This window comes from Myxococcales bacterium, from assembly GCA_016706225.1.
Lineage (GTDB): Bacteria > Myxococcota_A > Polyangia > Polyangiales > Polyangiaceae > JADJKB01.
Map to the genome: position 1 here is coordinate 533098 of JADJKB010000008.1, position 19225 is coordinate 552322.

The window sequence follows — 19225 nt, forward strand, 5'->3', positions numbered from 1 at the left end:
ACGCCATGACGATGGGATCGATAGAAGTCGGCGCGGATGAACAGCCATTGAGTGGCGCGGGCGTAGGCGTTGCGTCGCCCGTGGAGCCGGGGTTCTGGGCCGGGTACTGGAAGACACTCAAGCCGCTCGCGGTGGAGGAGCCGGTGGACGTATGGATCCACCGCCCGCTCGCCTACGTGCTGTCGAAGCTGCTCTATCCGACGCCGATCTCGCCGAACCTGGTCACGATGATCTCCATCGCGTTCGGGCTCACCGGCGCCTACTGCTTCTTCGCCAGCTTCGCCCATCACATGCTGCTCGGCGGTCTCGCCATCTTCATCTCGGCGATCTTCGACTGCGCCGACGGCCAGCTCGCGCGCATGCGTGGCACATCCAGCCTCTTCGGACGCATGTTGGATGGGGTCGCCGATCTGGTGGTCAGCATCGCGGCGGTCGGCGGCGGTATCTTCGTGATCTGGTCGAAGTTCAACTCACCGTTGCCGCTCACGCTGGTCGTGCTCGCGCTGTGTGTGGTCACGGCGGTCACGGGTTCGTTTCACACCGGCATGTACGACCAGTACAAAAACGTCTACCTACGCTTCACCAGCCCGACCTTCAAAGAGGGCGAGGACTACGAGACGGCGCTCGAGCGCTTTCAAACCAAGCCGGCGGATTCGTTCTTGGTCGACAAGGTCGCGTGGCCCATCTACCTGTTCTACGTGCGGAGCCAGACCAACTACGTGCACCGCTTCGATCCGTTCACGAGCGCACGGCTTGGCCTGTTCGGACCCTTCTCGCGCGTGAACGCCGAGATCTACGAGCGGCACGCGGGCGGGTTGATGCGCATGTGGCGGACCTGGTTCGGGTTCGGCTCCCTCGTTTTTGGCATCGCGCTGTTCTCGGCCCTCGACCTGCTCGAGTACTACATGGTGTTCCGCCTGGTAGTGTTGAACATCCTGTTCTACGGCTACATGCAGCCGCGCCAGCGCAGGGCGTCCCGGGCCGCGTTCGCGGAGATGGGGCTCAGCCTGCCGGATCAAGCTCGCGTCTGAGCCCCTAGAACACCGATCAGCTTGCGCTGCTCGTGTTCTGCGGTAGGCGGGTGTGGCGACGGTGAACGGGGGGGGGGCGGGGCGTCCGGGCAGAGGGGCGGCGGCAGGAGCTGCAAAACCTCCCGGCGGGCCGCGGTCCCGGGACGGGACGCCGCCCCACGGACACCACGGGGCCCGTTTCGGCCCCGCTGGGCTCGCGGGCAAAGCGGTAAGACCCAGGAACCCCGATGTTGGTTGTCTTGCAACCCGTCATCGTCGATGGTTCCCAACTTTTCAATCCATCCCACGACGTTTTCCCCCTGGGCGTTGGCGAGCAGGGGGCAACTTCAACTCCTAACAGCCGTCCGCGATCGACAATCGCGACCGGTCATTTAGGACACTTACGATGGGGCTGCTGCCCCAAACCCCCGGCCTTCGGCCGTGCGCGCTCCGCGCGCGAGCGCCGAACCCGTTGCAAGTTGCTGAAAAAAACGACGTTCAACCGGTTCGGCGCTCTACGGCTGCCCGACACGGCCGAACGAGCGCTCGCGGGGCAGGCGATTCGTAGGACTTTCGCCCGCGCCCTCGGCGCTCGTCGGAGCTACACCCCCGACCGAAGTGGCAGTGCTAGCATGCCGCTAGTGCGACGCCTTGCTCGGCCCTTGTGCGCAGTAGCCTTGCTCTTCGCCGCTCTGCCGGCGGCGGCCTTCACCTGGCCGAACGCCGCCGAGACGATCGAAAAGCAGCTGGACAAGACCGACGTCAGCGCGCGGCGCCGCGCTGCTCGGCGCCTGAGTGAGCTCAGTCCGACGGCGCAGAAGCGCTTGGTGCAGAAAGCCCTGGTGGACGCCGACGCCGACGTTCGCCTGGCCGCGGCGGATCTCGTGCTGGAGCGCAGGCTGCGCGGCACCGGTGAGCTGGTCGTGGGCTGGCTGAACGATCCGGAGCGCCGCATTCGCCTGTCGGGCGCCGAGATCTTGCGCATGGACCCGGTGACTCGCGCCGTGGCACCGCTCGGCCGAGTGCTCGGGGATCCGGACCCAGCCGTGCGCTCGGCGGCGGCGGGCGCGCTGGGTGCGTCCGGCACCAAGGACGCGGTGCTGCCGCTGCTCGGGCACCTGGACGACTCCGTGCCGGCGGTGCGGAGCGCCGTCGCGCGCGCGCTGGCCAAACTCGGCGATCCCCGGGCGGTGGTTCCGCTGATCGGCAAGGTGCAAGACTCGCGACCCGCGGTGCGGCGCAGCGTGGCGCGTGCCCTGGGTGAGCTGGGCGACGTGCGCGCCTCGAGCGCACTGATTCTCTCGCTGAGGGATGGCGACGAGGCCGTGCGAGTTGCCGCAGTCGAGGCCCTCGGTGCGCTCGGTGATCCGCAGGCGACGCTGGCCATTGGCTCGCTCGCCAGCGCGGATGCGTCGCCCGCGGTGCGGGCTGCGGTGGTGAACGCACTCTCGCACATCGGCACGGGGGAGGCGCTCGACACCTTGCTGTCCCTGATGGCGAGTGAGCAGTCGCCGGACACGCTCTTGCTCTTGCGCAAGGCGCTGGCGCGCGCGGGTGCCAAGGCGAGTGAGCGGCTCGACCGATGTTTGGCCGGGCAACCCGAGGCCAGGGTGGCCGACAACTGCGCCTTGGCGCTGGCGGAGATGGGCAAGAAGGACAGCGCGAAGCTGATCGTGAGCGCACTCCGGCGCGGTGCGCTGGGCGCACCGGCAGCGTTGTCCGCCCTCGAGACCCTGGGCGACAAGGCTGCGCTACCGACGGTGCTCGAGCACCTCGGAGATCCCGACCCCGGCGTGCGGCGTGCGGCCATCGATGCGGCGGTGGCGCTGCTCGATCCAAAACACCCCGACGGGCGTGCGGTCGATCCCATCGCGCAGGCGCTGGAAAAGGCGCGCTCCAGCAAGGCCGAGCGCGCAGCTCTGGCGCGACTGCTAGGGCGGACCGGCTCGCCGCGCGCCGTCAAAGCGCTGGCGCCGCTCGCGGGTGCCGCTGACAACGTCGAGCTCCGCGTGGCCGCCATCGACGCCCTCGGAATGCTGCCGCCATCGGGTCAAGATCGGGTGTTGCTCGAGGCGTTGGACGCGGACGAGGCGAGCGTGCGACTGGCCGCTGCGGTGGCGCTGCGGCGCGCTGCTTCGGGCGCTGCGGCGCGGACGTTGCTCGATCGGCTGGAGCGCTCTGCGGAGCAGGACCGCGCGGCGCTGGCCGTGGCGCTCGGGGGTGCGCTCGGCCGGGGCAAGGCACCGGGTCTCGTCGAACGCACCCACAGACTCATGCTGGAGAGCCGGGGAGGGCAGCGCGACGCGCTGCTGGAAGCGATGGGACGCCTGCCCTCGAAGGAGGCGCTGCGCACCCTCGCGGAGCACGCTCGGGAAACCGGCGATCTGGCCGATCGCGCCAAGATCGCCGAAGCGCTTGCTGCCCGCAGCGATGGCGTCGCGCTGCTCGGGCGCTTGGCGGCGGACGTCGATGGGTCGGTGCGGGCGAATGCCGTGTGGAGCCTGGGCAGTGTGGGTCGGAGCGGAGAGCGCGCTACGATCGTTCGGGCGCTGGACGATGAAGACGTCGCAGTAGCAGGCAATGCGGCCGCCGCCCTCGGGCGGGTCGGCGCCCGGACGCGGTCGCGGGTCGACAAAGAGTTGTGTGCCCGATTGGCGGACAGTCGAGCCTACGTGCGGGCTAACGCCCTCGCGGGTTTGCGCGTCGCGGGCGCACGCTGCAGCAGCCACGAAGAGATCGCGCTGCTCACCGACGACCGCGCGGAGGTCGTGCGGCGCGCGGCGGCGTTGCTCGTCGCCAACGTCAAGTCAGCCGACGCCGCGCGCGATCAGCGCCTGCTCGAGACCTGCGCCTTGGAAGACCCGGACAGCTCGGTTGCGGCGGCCTGTGCGCAAGCTCCCGTCAAGCTGCCCGCGACGACGGATCCCGTGCTGGTGTACATCGTGCCGATGGGGGAGAGCGCCCCGGTGCCGCGCACTCCGTTCGCGCTGGTTCGCGCCGACGGGTTGATGCGGCTCGGGCTCGCAGATCGACGCGGGCAGGTGTTCGAGCACGACGCACCGACCGGCGAGGTTTCGCTGGCCGTTCCGGCGCCCCTCGCACGCTGAGCGAGTCCGGCTATCATGCGCGGCGCGCCGATGCGCGCCGCGACAAGCAGTGAAGCCGCGTCAGCCGCCGCCGGCCGCGCACTTCATGGCGCACTGCAGATCGCCTGATGCGCAGCCACAACCGCCACTGGGCTTGGGTTTGGGTTTCGGATCACCGCCAGCCGCGGGTTTCGGATCACCGCCGGCGGCCGGCTTGGGTTTGGCCGCGGTGCCACCGCCCGTGTACTTTTTGGCTGCCGCAACCGGCTTTTTGTCTTCGTCTGCCGTGCCAGTTGCCGGAGGTTTTGCTGTCGAGTCTTCGGTTGGCGTCGGTGTTGGTGTCGGCGTGGGGGCTGTCGCGGGCTGGGTTGCGACAACGGTGGGCGCCGGGGGCGGGGGCTGGCCCTTGCCCACGACGACGATGGCGGCCGCGATGGCGATTGCGGCGACTGCGATGCCAGCGCCGATGAAGATCCCGGCCTTGCTCTTCTGCGGCTGGTGCATGGGCGCGGAGATCTGCGCCTCGACACCGCCGCCGAGGGGCGGAGCAAGACCGAGAGGCGGTGCCATGCCGAGCGGTGATGGATTGAAGTGCGCGATCTGCTGAGCGGGCGCGTCGGACGCTGCGGTCAGCGCCTTCAGATCGATGAGCCCCGAGTCCTCCTTGGTCTGCGCTGCCGTCTGCGCTGCCCTCGGCGCTGCGCTCGGACTCACAGAGCCACCGCCTCCGCCGACGGGCGCCGTCGCGGTCAACGCACTCAGCGAGAATAGCACGCTCGACTCGTTGCGGGCGCCGGTGCCACCTGACGACGCGCTCGACGACGCCGAGCCGAGGGCAGGACCTGGCTCACGCGCGCTCGTGGTGACGTCCTGTTCACTGCCGGCCTCGAAGGGTGCGCCGAACAGATCTGCGGTGGAGCCGCGTCCGCCTCCGGACCGGACCGCCGCGCGCGCCGCGCTGGCGGCGTCCGCCTGCTTCTGCTCCCAAGGGGGTGCAGCTGCCGGGCTCGCGATGTCGCTCGAGTTGATCATGTTGCTTGGCGGCGGCTCCGCGGTGGGTGCGCTCGCGGTGTGCAGCGCATCGACCAGCGCGGAGACCTGCCCCAGGGGCTGCCAGTCGGCCATGCCGTCGGCCCACACGAAGGTGTCGGCGGTCATCTGACCGGCGTTGTACGCGGCGACGATCTCGGCCACCGACATGGTGCGCTGATCGTTGTCGCCAAAATCGACGGAGTACTCCCCAGCGCCGACCGAGGCGGAGGGATCCGAAACCTGTGGTGATTCGACGTGCGAAGCGTTGGCGTCGCCTGCGGAGACACTTGGCGGGTCGACCTTGCCGTCAATGACGATGGTCGTGCCGCACTTTCTGCAGCGAATCTTGGCGAGCTTGTCTTGGACCTTTTCGTCGGCGATCGAGTATTTGGCCGCACAAGCGGGACACGAGATCTTCACGGTGCACCTGTCTCGGTTGCCCACCACGTCTCGGTGGAACAATCGCTTTTCCCATATATTATCAGGAGATACGTCTGCGTTCACATTTCGGTCTAAAAACCCGAGCGGAGTCCCCGTTCTAACACGGCCTGGCCCCCCGGTCCCATCGCTGAAAACGCCTTTTTCGGCTGCCATCTTGGCCTCGTCCTTCGGGGGGCCGCCGGTCCGCTGCCGCGGGGGCGTGCCCCAAGCTTCTCCGACGTTGGGACGCCTTGCTGGCTTGGGAGGGATTCTGGACCCACAGCGAACGGCAAGGGGGGCAGCTCGACGGAGCGTGGTGCCCGAGGGTTGCTTCGCCTCCGGCTCCGGATGGGTGTTTGGCGCCTCGGGGCCTGGCGTCGAGCCCTCAGTGCATCTTCGGGCGTTCCTGGGCCAGGAACGCCCGCACGCTCGGCCGGGTCCAGATTTCCCGGGCGTAGCGCTGCAAGCGCTCGGGTGTCTGATCGCCGTTGGCGAGCAGACGCTCGAGCGCCAGCGTGAGGTCGAAATCAGGCAAGGTCACGCTGCCGAAGATCGGGCCGCTGTCCCCGGGAACCAAGCGTTCGGCCACAGCAATGAGCTTTTCCGCTGCGACCTGGGCTCGCTCGGATAGCGGAGCCTCGAGCGGGGCGAAGAAGATCGAGCTGGTGGGGCGTGCTTCGCGTAGCGGGAGCAGATCACTGCGCAGCCAACCCATGATCTGACGGGCGCGCGCGCGCTCCTGGATCCCTTGGGGAAGCAGTCGCGCAAACTCGGGAGCGGGAAAGGCCTCTTCCAGGTACTCGATGATGGCCGCCGACTCCGACAGCATGAAGCCGTCGTGATCGATGCACGGGACTCGCGCGGTGAGCGAGGCCTGTGGAAATGGCGGAGTGTGCTGAGCTCCCGCGGAGAGGTCGAGCGCGCGCAGCTCGAACTCGAGGCCTTTTTCTCTGAGCCCTACGAATGCCGAGAACACCCAAGGACTGTCCCAGAGGGACTCACCGTACAGCGTGAGCATGCAGGGAGCCTAGAGAAGCCAGGCTCGCGTTCCAAGGGGCGCGTCGAGGTCCCGCAACCCGGATCGCTCGCCCGAGCTCCGCTCAGCTGCCGCCACCGGCGTAGAGCACGAGCGTGATGGCTTCGATGCGCGCGCCGAGAGCAGGGTTCGCGTTGCCGTCGAAGGCGAGCGCCTTCTCGAGCTCGCGTTTGGCGCCCTCGAGATCCCCCTTGGCCATCAGCTTCTTCGCCTTCTGGGCGCTGAGCTTGGCGCCGCCGGAACGGCACAGCTCGTCCCACGGCGGTCCGCCCTCGAGACTGACCGGCGGGGGCGCCTCGCTCTTCGGGCCGAACGAGTCCTCCATCCGGCGTTTGCCCCGACTGATGCCCGTGTCGTAGCGGATGCGGAGCTCGCGATCGGAGAGCACTCGGTAGGCCTCGGTGCCGCGCTGAAAGATGCGCCGGACCGCCGCCTGCACCTGCTCCGGTGTGTCGCGAAACATGTCGGGGTGGAACGACAGCGCAAACTCTCGGAACGCGTCCCGGAGGGCGGTGTCGTCGCAGATCTCGAGCACACCCAAGATCTCGTAGTAGGTCGAGTCGTCGAGGACCTGTGCCCACTCCTCGACACGATCGAGCATGCCGGGATCGTTCATGACATCATCGGCATCGCGGCGTTACGCGCGGCCATCTCCGCGACGTTACCCATGTCCGGGACTGCGACGAGACGCACGGTGACGCGCGCTTCGTGCCCCGTCGCGACGTCGACGGCTCGCACGTTGAGGATGCCGTCCGTGTCGAGGCCGAAGACCACGTCGATCTTCACCTGCCCGCGTGCAGCTCCGCGAAGCCCGGAGAGCTCCACCTCGCCGAGCAGCGTGTTCTCTCGGAATAGCTTGGACTCGCCCTGGGCAACTCGCACACGCACGGTTGTCTGGTTGTCGGCGGCGGTCACGAACGTGCGGCTTCGTTCGCATGGGACGGGTGAGTTTCGACCGATCACCGGATCGCAGTAGCCGTGCACGGTCTCCACCGTGAGCGTGAGCGGCGTGACGTCGACCAGGAGCGGTGTCCCGGCGCCGCCTGGCATCTGTTGAATGACGGGGTTCGCGGCGGCGCCAATACCCGCGATCCCGGCTGCCACGCCCAGCGGCGGAGCCCACTGTTCGGCCGGCGGTGCCTGTGGTTCGGGAGAACCGAACGGCGAGGTGTGGGCGTGCGGAGGCGGTGGAAACGCATGCTGGAAGGCGGGAGGCGCGCTGCCGCCGAAGGGTGACGGAGCACCCGGGGCCGGCATGCCGCCGGGCCCGCTCGTGGCAGGGGACACCAGCGTGTTGGGCTGGCCGAAGGGGCCGGGCGTTGGCCCGGGCATTCCAGCCAGTGCGGGGTTCGGTGACGTGGGCGTTGCGAGCGAGCCGGGCAAGCCGCGCGCGGGCGGGGGAGGGGGCTGCTGGGGCATGCGCATCGTGCCCCCGAACGGAGCCTGCGCCTGGGGCGAGGTCGCCGTATCCATCGTCATGTCTTCGTCGTCCGGGATGCTCGGCAGCGGCAACGCTTGTTCGTCGATGGAGACACGGGAGCCGGTGCGGCGTTTGTGAACCTCGGTGACCTCGTCCGTGGACTGAGGCCCCGCCATGCGCCGCAGCTGTGCCGTGTTGGGTGCCTGGAGCGCGCTCGGATCTTCGTACTGGATGTCGTCCTCACTCAACCGATACGAGACACTCTCCTCTTTGGGCGTGACGATCGGGCCCTGGGGTTGGGTCGTGCGCGGCTTCTGGGGCGTGCTGGCGTACCGCGCGAGGAAGCTCGCGATGTGGCCGGCTTCCGCGGTTGGATCGTCGAGTCCGGGGAGATTGATCGGTCCCTTCGTCGGCGGAACAATCTGACTCGGGCCGTCCGAGCCAATGCCCGGATCCGTCATGCGGCGCGCCTTTTCGGCCGCGCTTTCGGCGCTCGACAACGTGTTGGTCTGCACGCGTGCCCGCGCGGCCGCGGCCTCGGGCCCCAGGCCTGGGCCGGTCGGGGTGCGCCCGCGTGCGCCGAGCCCAGCCACTGTGCCCGGCGGCTCGGTGCCCGGCGGCGGTGCGACTCCCGCGCCGGTCGGGACCCGCGGGCGACCTTCGCCCGGCACGACGACCCGTTGCGCTGCGCCCGCCGGCAGCTGTCGCGCGCCGGAGTCGGCCTGAACGCCGGGGCTCGTCGGGCTGCGGCTCCTGCCGCCGTAGGGCTCGGTGCCCGGCTCCGCGGACATCGGCGGTGACTGCGCGTTATTCGGCGGCCATGTGTTGCCGCGGCGCGCGATGGGGCCGCGAGCGGCGGGGGCTGGCGCCGGCGGTAGGTCACGACGACGCTCGGTCGCGCCGGTCAGCGCTGCCGCTTGAATCGCAGCGCCGATCGCCACGACCTCGTCGGGGCTGATGTGGCCGAGCACCGGTCGTTTGAAGAACGCCTCGACGCTCTGGCGAACCAGCGGGATGCGCGTCGAGCCTCCCACCAGGAGCACCTGATCGAAGTCGCCGGATGAGAGGCGCGCGATGTTCATCGCCTCGCGGCAGACCTCGAACGTGCGCTCGACGATGGGGCCGACCATGCCCTCGAAGTCGCCGCGGGTCATGCGAAACTCGAGATCGAGGGACTTGCCGCCTGGCCCGTGAGCGATCTCCGCGAGGTGCAGCGTGACCTCGTTCTCGCGCGACAGCCGGATCTTGAGCTCCTCCGCTGCGGCGCGCAGGCGCTCGAACGCCTGGGGATCTCCCCGGGGGTCAATCCGGTGTTTCTGCAGAAACGCCGTTGCCATGCGCTCGGCCAGCTCGAGATCGATGTCGTCGCCGCCCAGGAAGGTATTGCCGGCGGTCGCGAGCACCTCGAACACGTTCTCGCTGAGATCGAGCAGCGTCACGTCGAAGGTGCCACCGCCGAAGTCGTAGACGGCGATGCGTTCGTTGGTCGATTTGCCGTAGCCGTAGGCGAGGGCCGCTGCCGTCGGCTCGTTGAGAATGCGCAGCACCTCCAGACCCGCGACCCGTCCGGCGACCTTGGTCGCGGCCCGCTGCAGATCGTTGAAGTTCGCGGGTACCGTGATCACGGCCTTCTCGACGTGGCCGCCGAGCGCGGTCTCGGCGATGGCCTTGGCCCGGCGCAGCACGAACGCGCTGATCTCCGGCAGGGTGTAGGACTGGCCGCGAGCGACGACGAGCGCCGCCTGACCCGGCCCTTCGCGCATCTCGAACGGGAACCGCTCGCGGGCTTTGCGCACCTCTTCGCTGTCCCAGCTCCGACCGATCAGTCGCTTGATCGAGTAGACGGTGTTCGTGGCGTCGACGAGGCGTCGCTCCTTGGCTGGCTTGCCAACGAGCACGTTGCCGCTGGGATGAAACGAGACCACGGACGGGATCAGCCGGTCGCCCGCCTCGTCGGCGAGCGCGGCGGCATGGCCGTCCTTGACCACTCCGACCACCGTGTTTGTCGTGCCCAGATCGATTCCAACAACCGTCATGCTGCGCGTTCTCCGTGCTTCAACGCCGTCTGCGAGCTGGGCTCGAGTTTTCGCGGTGGCTCCTGGCTGCTCTCGAGAGCACCCAGAGCCGCATCGTACCAGCCTTGGACCTGGCGCTCGAATGGCCACATCCAGGCGTAATCTGGGCCGGTGAATCGGCGCACGATCCGCGCTCGCAGCTCGGGTGAACGCGCTGCCGCGCTGCCGGCGAGCTCCGCCGTCGCCCGCAGGGTCTCGGTGTACGCCTCCCACTCGAGTCGCGCCCGGCCGTAAGCCAACCCGAGCGGAAAAAACGGGACGAAGTACAGGAACGCCATCACCGGGAGCCCCAGCCGCCGGCGCTGCCGCAGGTGGACCCGCTCGTGCCGGAGCACGATGGCCTGGTCCACGTCGGAGGTCGTGTCCCAGGCGCTCGGGACGTACAGGGTGTCGCCGATGACGGTGTGATAGCTCGTCAAGTAGCCGCTCTGGCGGCCAAAAGTCACGAATCTGAGTGCGCGGTCGATGGCCCGGCTGAGTCGGTCCTCCCCTTTCGGTACGATGCGAAAGCCGGGAAACTCCTCCCGAATCTCTTCGATCAGGCGAGCGGCGAGCTGCACCCGTTCATCCTAGCACTACCGCCCGCAGTGGGCGGCATGCCCGATCGGGCGGCGCGGAGGCGGCTTTGCCGGAGCAAACGAGATTTTCCGGCTCACGTTCCCAGGTGATCGCCCGCCACCAGGGTCCGCCCATTCAGCAAGTCCGACGCCGCGAGCTCCCGTTTCCCCTCGAGCTGCGCGCGCACGATTTCGACGCCCCCGACGCCGGTGGCAACCAGGAGCTCCCGCCCGATCCCGAGCAGCACGCTCCCGGGAGGCGCCTCGACCGGCTCCCGCGCCGGACGCGAGGCGGTGATCCGCAGGTGTTTCTGCTTGATCTGGGTGTGCGCTCCGGGCCGGGGTGCCATGCCCCGAATCAGGTTCACCACTTCGGCGGCGCTCGCGTTCCAGTCGATGCGCGTATTTTCCTTGGTGATGAGGGGCGCGTGAGTGGCTTGGGCTTCGTCCTGGCGCTCTGCCGACAGCTCACCGGACACGGCTCGCGGCAGATCGACCCGGACCATCACGGCGCACAGCTCGGCGATGCGGGCGGCCAGCTCACCGGCGTTTTCGTCCGCTGCGATGGGCAGACTCCGGCGACTGAAGACCGGGCCCGTGTCCAGCCCCACGTCCATCTGCATGAGGCTGACACCGGTCTCGGTCTCGCCGCGCACGATGGCCCAGTTGATCGGCGCGGCACCGCGGAGCTTGGGCAGGAGGGATGCGTGCAGGTTCATGGCGCCCCGGCGTGGCGCCTGGAGCACGGACTCGGGGAGGATGCGCCCGTAGGCTAGGACGACGGCGACATCGACCTCTCGCTCCCGCAACCACTGGTCGAGCTCGGTCTTCACACGCAGGGGTTGGTGGACCTCGACGCCCAGCTCCCGGGCGGCAATTTTCACGGCGGGCTCGCTCTGGGCTAGGCCCCGACCGCTCGGGCGATCGGGCTGACAGACCACCGCGACCAGCTCCGAGGTCTGGTGGAGCGCTCGAAGGGCCGGGATCGCGATGGCCGGAGTGCCGAAGAAAACGCTGCGGATGGGCTTCACGGGTCTGCTCGGTCCAAGAACTGCGGACAGCATAGACCGGTTATTGGATGGTGCTTAGCTTGACCTCACGTCCCTGATCGTCACAAAAGCCGAAGGGACCCCCCGGCTCGGGTCGAAAGGTAATCCATGAGTGATAAGAAGAAGCCAACGTCCGTCGCTCCGGCTGCCGATGAAGAGGTCCGGTTCGGTGACGAGTTGGCGGTGCTGCCCATCCGCAATGCAGTGCTGTTCCCCGGCGCGGTTGCCCCGTTCGATGTGGGTCGCGAGAAGAGCGTGGCGTTGGTGGAGGACGTCCACAACCTCACCTCCCCGGTCATTGCCATCTTCGCTCAGCGAGACCCTTCGACCGACGACCCCGGTGCCGACGATCTCTACCCCGTCGGTTGCGCCGCGCGCGTGCTCAAGGCGCTCAAACACTCGAGCGGAAACTACTCGCTGATCTTGCAAGGCTTGACCCGGATCCGCCTGGACAGCCTGACGCAGACCACGCCGTACCTGAAGGCCCGCATCGCCAAGGTCGAGGCTCCGCCGATCGAGGACGTCGAGGCCGAAGCCCTCGCAATGAGCCTGCGCGACGTGGCAAAACAAGTGATCCAGCTGATGCCGGAGCTGCCGCGGGAGGCCGGCTCGCTGATCGATTCGATCCAGGCGCCGGGGGCGCTCGCGGATCTGGTCGCTGCGAACCTCGACGCGCCGGTCGAAGAGAAGGCGCAGCTGATCGAGACCGTCGACATCAAGGAGCGCATCCGTAAGGTGCTCCGGCTGCTGACGCGTCAGCTGGAGATCCTGAAGATGCGCGAGCGCATCAACTCCCAGATCAAGGAGGAGATGGGCAAGAACCAGCGCGAGTACGTGCTCCGCCAGCAGCTCAAGGCGATCAAGGAGGAGCTCGGCGAGGACGACGGCGATCAGGGCGATCTCGACGGACTCGAGGAGCGCATCGCCAAGGCGAACCTGCCGAGCGAGGCGGACAGCGTCGCCAAGAAGCAGCTGAAGCGGCTGCGCTCGATGCAGGTCGGAAGCGCCGAGTACACCGTCGTGCGGACCTATCTGGATTGGATCCTGGATCTGCCGTGGACCAACTCGACCGAGGACAACATGGAGATCATCGAGGTCCGGAAGGTCCTCGACGAGGACCACTACGGTCTCGAGAAGGTCAAAAAACGCATCGTCGAGTACCTGGCCGTGCGCAAGCTGAAGAAGGACAAGAAGGGACCGATCTTGTGCCTGCTCGGCCCGCCCGGCGTGGGCAAGACGAGCCTCGGCCGCAGCATTGCGCGCTCGCTCGGACGCAAATTCGTGCGTGTCTCGCTGGGTGGTGTGCACGACGAGGCGGCGATCCGCGGGCACCGGCGCACCTACGTGGGCGCGCTCCCGGGCCAGATCATCCAGGGCATGAAGAAGGCGTCGACCATCAACCCCGTCTTCATGATGGATGAGGTCGACAAGATCGGACACGACTTCCGCGGTGACCCGAGCGCCGCGCTGCTCGAGGTGCTCGACCCCGAGCAGAACAACAGTTTTGCCGACCACTACCTGGAGATCCAATACGATCTGTCGAACGTGATGTTCGTGGCGACGGCCAACGTGGCCGATCCGATCCCGCCGCCGCTCCGCGACCGCATGGAGATCCTGGAAATTCCCGGCTACACCCGGCGCGAGAAGCTCGCCATCGCGCGCCAGCACCTGATCCCGAAACAGCTCGAGGAGCACGGGCTCAAGTCGGAGCAGTTGCAGATCCTCGACGAAGCCGTGGAAGAGATCATCGAGCATTACACACGAGAGGCGGGCGTACGCTCCCTCGAGCGTCAGGTGGCGAGTGTGATCCGTGGAGTCGCCGTCAAGGTCGCCGAGGGTGACCTCACTCCTCGGGTGATCAAGTCCGAGGACGATCTGCGCGAGTATCTCGGCGCCATCAAGTACACGAGCGAGGTGGCCGAGCGCACGGAGGAGACCGGTGTTGCCACGGGCCTGGCCTGGACCAGCGTGGGCGGCGAGATCCTGTTCATCGAGGCGACGCGGATGTTCGGCTCCGGCAAGCTGCAGCTCACCGGTCAGCTGGGCGACGTGATGAAGGAGAGTGCCCACGCGGCGTTGTCCTACGTGCGCACCAACGCCGAGAAATACGGAATTCCTCGGGACTTCCTGGAGAAGAGCGACATCCACATCCACATTCCGGCGGGCGCCATGCCCAAGGATGGGCCCTCGGCGGGCATCACCATGTTCACCGCCCTCGTCAGCCTGTTGACGGGGATCCGCGTGCGACACGACGTCGCGATGACCGGCGAGATTTCCCTTCGCGGGCGGGTGCTGCCCATCGGCGGACTGAAGGAAAAGATCCTCGCGGCCCACCGCGCTGGCATCAAACGGGTGCTCATGCCCGAACGGAACAAGGCGGATCTCGACGAGATCCCGAAAGAGGTCCGGGACGAGCTCGAGTTCGTGATCGTGGTCAAGCTCGACGAGGTCCTGGCGGCCGCGCTCGAGAGCATGCCGCAGCCGAGTCAGGCGTATCTCGACGCTGTCGCGGCCGGCAAAGAAGCCCAGCCGACCTCCAACTGAGCGGCGAGCGAAGCGGACAGCGCCGCGGCGGGCCCCATCCGGCCTGACCGCGGCGTTTTCCGCTGTCATCGACACGCTGGACCGGAGATCGCGCTATCCTCCCGAGCGGCGGCGGTCGTGGGACCCCAGGGCTACAAGGGACGCGGGCAATGAAGATGCACAAGACTTGGTCACTCGGGCTCGGGCTCGCGCTGTTTTCGCTGAGCCTCGGCGCTCGGGCGGCGACCGGAACCTGCGACAGCAATCCGCCGACGACTTCCCAGGCTTGCATCACTGCCATCCAGAACGCCGGCGGTGTCGTCAACGACATCTTCAAGGACAAGAACGGCCTGACCGGTCCTCAGCTGCCGCTGTTCGCCAAGTTCTTCAACAACTGGCCCGGCTGCGACACCACGAGCTGGGCCGGATGCGCCGGCGAGTCGACGTCGCCCTACGATTGCCCCGAGAAGTACACCTGCAACGCCGCGGTGACGAACACCGTTGCGAACGCCACGAAGTACCTGGAGAAGCTCGACCACCTGTGGTGGCACCCGTGTCGCCTGGTCGACCACACCCTGGTCAACGGCTGTCCGAACCGCGCGACCACGAACTGCGTCGCTGATGGAATCACCAGCGGCTACTTCCCCTGGGAAGGTCTGGTCTTCGATCTCGGCGGCCCCTCGAACAAGGTGGCCATCTTCGCCCAGAACGATCACGGGCCCCAGCCTTGCGAGTCCGTCGAGTACACGATCTACCTGACCGACAACCCGCTCGCCAAAGACGCGATCGAGGATCCGGCGACCACCGGCACCGATCCCCAGAAGTGGAATCGGGCCGTCTTGCAGCAGATCTTCACCCACGGCTGGTTCACGACTCGGCCTCCGTCACCCGGCAACGCCACCTGGGCCGCCTGCGGCGACACGGCGAACTACGCCGTCGAGGACGACTCGTTCGTGCAGGTCCACGGGCTGCCGTGTGGCATCACTTTCCGTTACGCCTCCATCGTTGCGGGCTATGACGGCAAAGAGTTTCCGGCCTGTTCTTACCACTCGAGTGAGGGCGAGGTGGACGCGGTCGCCGGCTTGACCGAGCAAGGCTCCGGAGTGTGTCCCGACGCGGACAAGGACGGCTTCGTCGACTGCAAATGTCCTGGGGCGACCCAGCCCTGCGACTGTGATGACAGCGATGGCAAGGTGTATCCGGGTGCGCCCGAGGCATGTGACTCGGCCACCGATCTGAACTGTGACGGCAAGCCCGGGGCCTGCCCCGCGGGCCTGGTCTGCAACGCCAGCATCTGTGTGCCGCTGTGCAAGGCCGGCGAGATCGGCAGTTGCCCCATCGGCTCGACCTGCAAACCGTCCAGCGAGGGCTCGATCTGTGTGCCGGATGACTGCACCACGGGCGGTTGTCCGCCGGGCGCGGTGTGTGATCCGACCAGCAAGACCTGCAAGCCGGCCTGCGACGGCGTGGTCTGCCCGTATGGACAGTCGTGCAAGGACGGTAAATGCGTCGATCTTTGCGCGGGAGTTCAATGTCCACCGCCGAAGCAGTGCTCGCTTGGTGAGTGCAAGGCTCCGTGCAACTGCTACGCGGCCGACATCGGCTGCAACACCGGTGAGGTGTGTGACAAGGCCGGCAGCAACGCCTGTGTGCCGCCTGCTTGTCAGGGGAAGACCTGCCAGGCCGGCGAGCACTGTGATGCCAGCGGCAACTGCGTTGGCCTGTGCGCCGGCGTCACCTGTCCGCAGGCGCAGAAGTGCGACGCGACCAAGGGTTGTGTCGAGCTGTGTGACGGGGTCAGCTGTGGGGCCGGCGAGGAGTGTGATCCGAAGACCGGCAGCTGCGGTCCCGCCGAGTGCAATCCGATCTGCATCCCGCCCAAGACCTGCGTGGCCGGTCAGTGTGTGGTGCCCGAGGCCGGAACCGGTGGTGGCTCCGGCACCGGCGGGGCAGCGAACGATGCGGGGAGTGACGCCGCCGCGGGCACCGGGGGAACATCCAAAGGTGGCACCACGGAGTCCGGCGACGATGGCGGCTGCGGCTGTCGCGCGCCGGCGTCCGCGCCCGGGTGGCCCGCGCTGATCTTGGCCGCGCTCGGCGCACTCGGTCTCTGGTTCCGGCGCAGGGCCGAGTGACGCGCGTGTCTCTGGCGGCGCGCCGCTGCTGCGCGTCGCGCGGGTGAGCTCGAACATGAGCGGAGCGGCCGTGCTCGGCTTGGTGATCTTCGCCGGCCTGCTGCACGCCAGCTGGAACGCCCTGCTCAAGGCCAGTGGCGACCGCTTGCTGACCTTCGCGGTCGTGCTCGCGACGGGCGCGGTTTGTTATGCCCCCGTCGCCTGGGTGACCGGAGCGCCGGGCCACGCGGCCTGGCCGTACCTGGCCGGCTCGGGGGTGGTTCACGTCTTCTACTTCGCGTTCTTGTTGTTCGCCTACGAATACGGCGACCTGTCACTGGTCTACCCGATCGCACGCGGCGTGGGGCCGCTGATCGTCGCGGGTGTCTCCGCGCTGGTGATCGGTGAGCCGGTCCGCGGCGTCGCCGCTGCTGGTGTGGTCTTGGTCTCCCTCGGGGTCATTGGCATCGGCGGCGCCGGTGCGCGAGCGGCGCCGAAGCGGGCGCTCGGGTTCGCCGCGCTGACCGGGGTCTTCATCGCGGCCTACACGCTGTGTGATGGGCTCGGCGTGCGCGCAGGCGGCAGCAAGCTCGCGTACGTTGCGTGGCTGCACCTGATCATCGGCGCTCCGTTTAGCAGCGTCGTGTTCTGGCGACGCCGCGCCGTGCTCGGCGCATTCCTGTCCAGACATGGTGCGCGAGCCATCGGTGGGGGTCTGTGCTCGGCGCTGGCGTATTCCCTGGTCATCTACGCGATGAGTGTGGGGCGGATCGCGTCCGTTGCGTCGGCTCGCGAGGTGAGTGTGGTGTTCGCTGCGCTGATCGGCGCCCGGCTGCTCGGTGAAGGCTTGGGCGGTCGCCGCCTGATCTTCGCGTCCGCAGTGGCGCTCGGCATCGTCTGCCTGGCCCTCGGTCGCTGAGCCGCCGTCAACCGCTGCGAGCGAGCTCGGCTCCGCGGCACTCGTAGCGCCGGAGTACGATCGCCGCCCGCACCCAGCTCGCGACGAGCAGCGACGACCCGGTCCAGACGGCGCGGGAATTGGCTGCGGCGACCGACTCCGGCAAGAGCGGGCCGAGGCCGCTCGTGCTCGCGGCGAGATCGAGCGTCAGAGGCGGCTCCCCAGGTAAGGTCAACCGTGGCCGCCCGAGCCGGCAGTCGAGGGTCGTGTTGGTGATCACCAGGCTCTGCTCAGGGCTGTCCATGCCGCCGATGCGCAGAGCCCTGCGGATGTCACCGCACTGGACCGCGAACAACGCCTCGCTGCCGATCCGAGTGACACCGAGCGGCGCACAGCCGGGTGGCGAATGGGTTACACCGACGTAGAACGGCGAGAGCTGGCGCATGAACGCCGTGGTCCGCGGCTGGCCGGAGGCCTGAGAGCAGAAGCCGTAATGCCAGCGCTCGCCCACGATGGTAAAACCCGCGATGGTCGCCGGGCAGGGTGTCGGCACACTCATGGGGAGCCCGCGCAGCTCGGGCCCGGTGGAGAGCAACTCGCGGAATCGATACGCGGCGCACGACCGCTCTTTGTCATCGCCGCAGGGCTCATCGAGCCCCCGCACGACCGCCGCCATTTCGTTCTTGTCGCTCGCAGCAAAGGCCACGTGCCCCCGCCGGGTGAGGTCGCCGAGCGTCGTGGGGGTGAGGGCGCTCGGCGCCGCGAACGAGCGTGTGCTGGCGTCGCCCAGCACGCCGTAGCTCGCAGCCGCGGCGTCGTGCCGGGTCACATACGCGAGGCCCACGCGGTTACCGAGCGCAGCGCCGGCGATCTCGACCACGCGCTCGACCTCGCTGCCGAGGGTGAGCGCGGCGCCGACCTCCTGGCCCGTGGCGTCGAGAAAGAGCAGCGACAAACCGCCCGTTTTTGCCCCGACCGCGAGCAGCGCACCGTCGTCGGTCGCCACGAGCTCGAAGGCGACCTCGCCGGCGACCGCGTGCTCCGGCAGCGGGATGGGAGTAGGGCTCGGGGCCGTGGACGGCACGGGCGCAGGCGGCGCCGGTTGGTGTTTGTCCTTGCAGCCTACCGCGCCGAGCACGAGCGCGAGCAGGATTGGGACCGAGCTCAGCGGTCGGCCCACAGTCGGATCCCTCCGCCAAGCCCCTGCACGTTGTCGAACAACACGACGTTCGACGGCAGCTCGACCTCGCGCTTGCGCGTTGCCTCCGCCCAGGAAGAGCACGTCGTGGTTGAAGATCACCGCGAGCTGGTCGAGCATCTCCCGCACCCGACGGCTCCAGCGCTTGCTTCCGATGCGCTCGAGCTTGGTCTCCCGCACCCGCTCCTCGCAAGTGTCTCCCTTCTTGAACGGGTGGTGGCCGAGCTCCAGGTTGGGTACCAGCTGTCCCTCGACGAACAACGCCGAGCCGACGCCGGTGCCCAGTGTCAGCACCATCTCGACTCCGCTGCCCCGCACCACGCCGTAGCCTTGCAGATCGGCGTCGTTGATCACACGCGTCGGACAGCCGAGCACGGCGGCGACGTCGGCCTCGACTGCGCGGCCTGCCCAGAGGGAGGTGTCCAGATTCGGTGCGGTCACGACGACGCCGTGGCGTACGACACCCGGGAAGCCCACACTCGCTCGGTCGAAGGGGCGCTGGGCCCGCGATAGCTCCGCGAGCACCCGCAGCACGGCCTCGGGTGTTGCCGGGTTTGGTGTGAGGGCACGGGTCCGTTCGGTCGCTGCGCACCCGTCTGCATCGAGCACGAGCAGCTTGATGCCGGTCCCACCGATGTCCACCGAGCGGGTCTTGAGGGCGACGGGGTTCATGGCAAAGGGGGCGGGAATCGATCCGAGGCCGCCAAGCGTAGACGACCGTGGAGGTCCTGCCCAATCGGACCCCGTGCTGGCGACAGGCTCGATCCCCGGCGCGGGTTGCGGCTCTCACCCGAGGCCGGTAGCGTT

General features: G+C 68.2%; 12 protein-coding genes and 1 pseudogene. 5 read left to right on the forward strand and 8 right to left on the reverse strand.

The window, feature by feature from the left end; translation table 11 throughout:
- Positions 1 to 5 precede the first annotated feature (5 nt).
- Positions 6 to 1031, forward strand: a complete 1026-nt coding sequence (locus tag IPI67_16415) for a CDP-alcohol phosphatidyltransferase family protein (protein ID MBK7581778.1) — start codon at positions 6 to 8, stop codon at positions 1029 to 1031.
- 620 nt (positions 1032 to 1651) lie between these two features.
- Positions 1652 to 4117, forward strand: a complete 2466-nt coding sequence (locus IPI67_16420) for a HEAT repeat domain-containing protein (protein MBK7581779.1) — start codon at positions 1652 to 1654, stop codon at positions 4115 to 4117.
- Positions 4118 to 4177: 60 nt separating this feature from the next.
- On the opposite strand, the gene IPI67_16425 is transcribed toward IPI67_16420, so the two are convergent.
- The 6 genes from IPI67_16425 to IPI67_16450 all read right to left on the reverse strand — a co-directional run bounded on the left by IPI67_16425 (position 4178) and on the right by IPI67_16450 (position 11658).
- On the reverse strand, positions 4178 to 5590 hold the full coding sequence (locus IPI67_16425; protein ID MBK7581780.1) for a zinc-ribbon domain-containing protein: 1413 nt from the start codon (positions 5588 to 5590) through the stop codon (positions 4178 to 4180).
- Between the two features lie 343 nt (positions 5591 to 5933).
- Positions 5934 to 6566, reverse strand: coding sequence for a glutathione transferase (yfcF, locus tag IPI67_16430; protein ID MBK7581781.1), 633 nt, complete (start codon positions 6564 to 6566; stop codon positions 5934 to 5936).
- 82 nt (positions 6567 to 6648) lie between these two features.
- The gene (locus IPI67_16435; protein MBK7581782.1) at positions 6649 to 7200 is read right to left on the reverse strand and encodes a J domain-containing protein; all 552 of its coding nucleotides are present in this window, start codon (positions 7198 to 7200) and stop codon (positions 6649 to 6651) included.
- Positions 7197 to 10040 (reverse strand): Hsp70 family protein, encoded by a 2844-nt coding sequence (locus tag IPI67_16440; GenBank protein MBK7581783.1) that lies wholly within the window; start codon positions 10038 to 10040, stop codon positions 7197 to 7199. The genes IPI67_16435 and IPI67_16440 overlap by 4 nt, the downstream gene beginning before the upstream one ends.
- Positions 10037 to 10639, reverse strand: coding sequence for a hypothetical protein (locus tag IPI67_16445; GenBank protein MBK7581784.1), 603 nt, complete (start codon positions 10637 to 10639; stop codon positions 10037 to 10039). Before IPI67_16445 ends, IPI67_16440 begins: the two co-directional genes overlap by 4 nt.
- A 92-nt stretch (positions 10640 to 10731) precedes the next feature.
- Complete coding sequence (locus IPI67_16450; GenBank protein MBK7581785.1) at positions 10732 to 11658, reverse strand: methionyl-tRNA formyltransferase; 927 nt, start codon at positions 11656 to 11658, stop codon at positions 10732 to 10734.
- Positions 11659 to 11793: 135 nt separating this feature from the next.
- Here IPI67_16450 and lon point away from each other — a divergent pair, with 135 nt between their 5' ends.
- The 3 genes from lon to IPI67_16465 all read left to right on the forward strand — a co-directional run bounded on the left by lon (position 11794) and on the right by IPI67_16465 (position 17241).
- Positions 11794 to 14229 (forward strand): endopeptidase La, encoded by a 2436-nt coding sequence (gene lon / locus IPI67_16455; protein ID MBK7581786.1) that lies wholly within the window; start codon positions 11794 to 11796, stop codon positions 14227 to 14229.
- Between the two features lie 149 nt (positions 14230 to 14378).
- Entirely contained in the window at positions 14379 to 16343 is a 1965-nt protein-coding gene (locus IPI67_16460) for a putative metal-binding motif-containing protein (GenBank protein ID MBK7581787.1), read from the forward strand.
- 55 nt (positions 16344 to 16398) lie between these two features.
- Complete coding sequence (locus tag IPI67_16465) at positions 16399 to 17241, forward strand: EamA family transporter (protein MBK7581788.1); 843 nt, start codon at positions 16399 to 16401, stop codon at positions 17239 to 17241.
- A 7-nt stretch (positions 17242 to 17248) separates the two neighbouring features.
- Here IPI67_16465 and IPI67_16470 read toward each other — a convergent pair whose 3' ends face one another.
- Together IPI67_16470 and IPI67_16475 are read right to left on the reverse strand one after the other, a co-directional pair.
- The gene (locus IPI67_16470) at positions 17249 to 18400 is read right to left on the reverse strand and encodes a hypothetical protein (GenBank protein MBK7581789.1); all 1152 of its coding nucleotides are present in this window, start codon (positions 18398 to 18400) and stop codon (positions 17249 to 17251) included.
- Positions 18385 to 19090, reverse strand: a pseudogene (locus IPI67_16475) (ROK family protein). The gene IPI67_16470 and the pseudogene IPI67_16475 overlap by 16 nt, the downstream one beginning before the upstream one ends.
- Positions 19091 to 19225 lie beyond the last annotated feature (135 nt).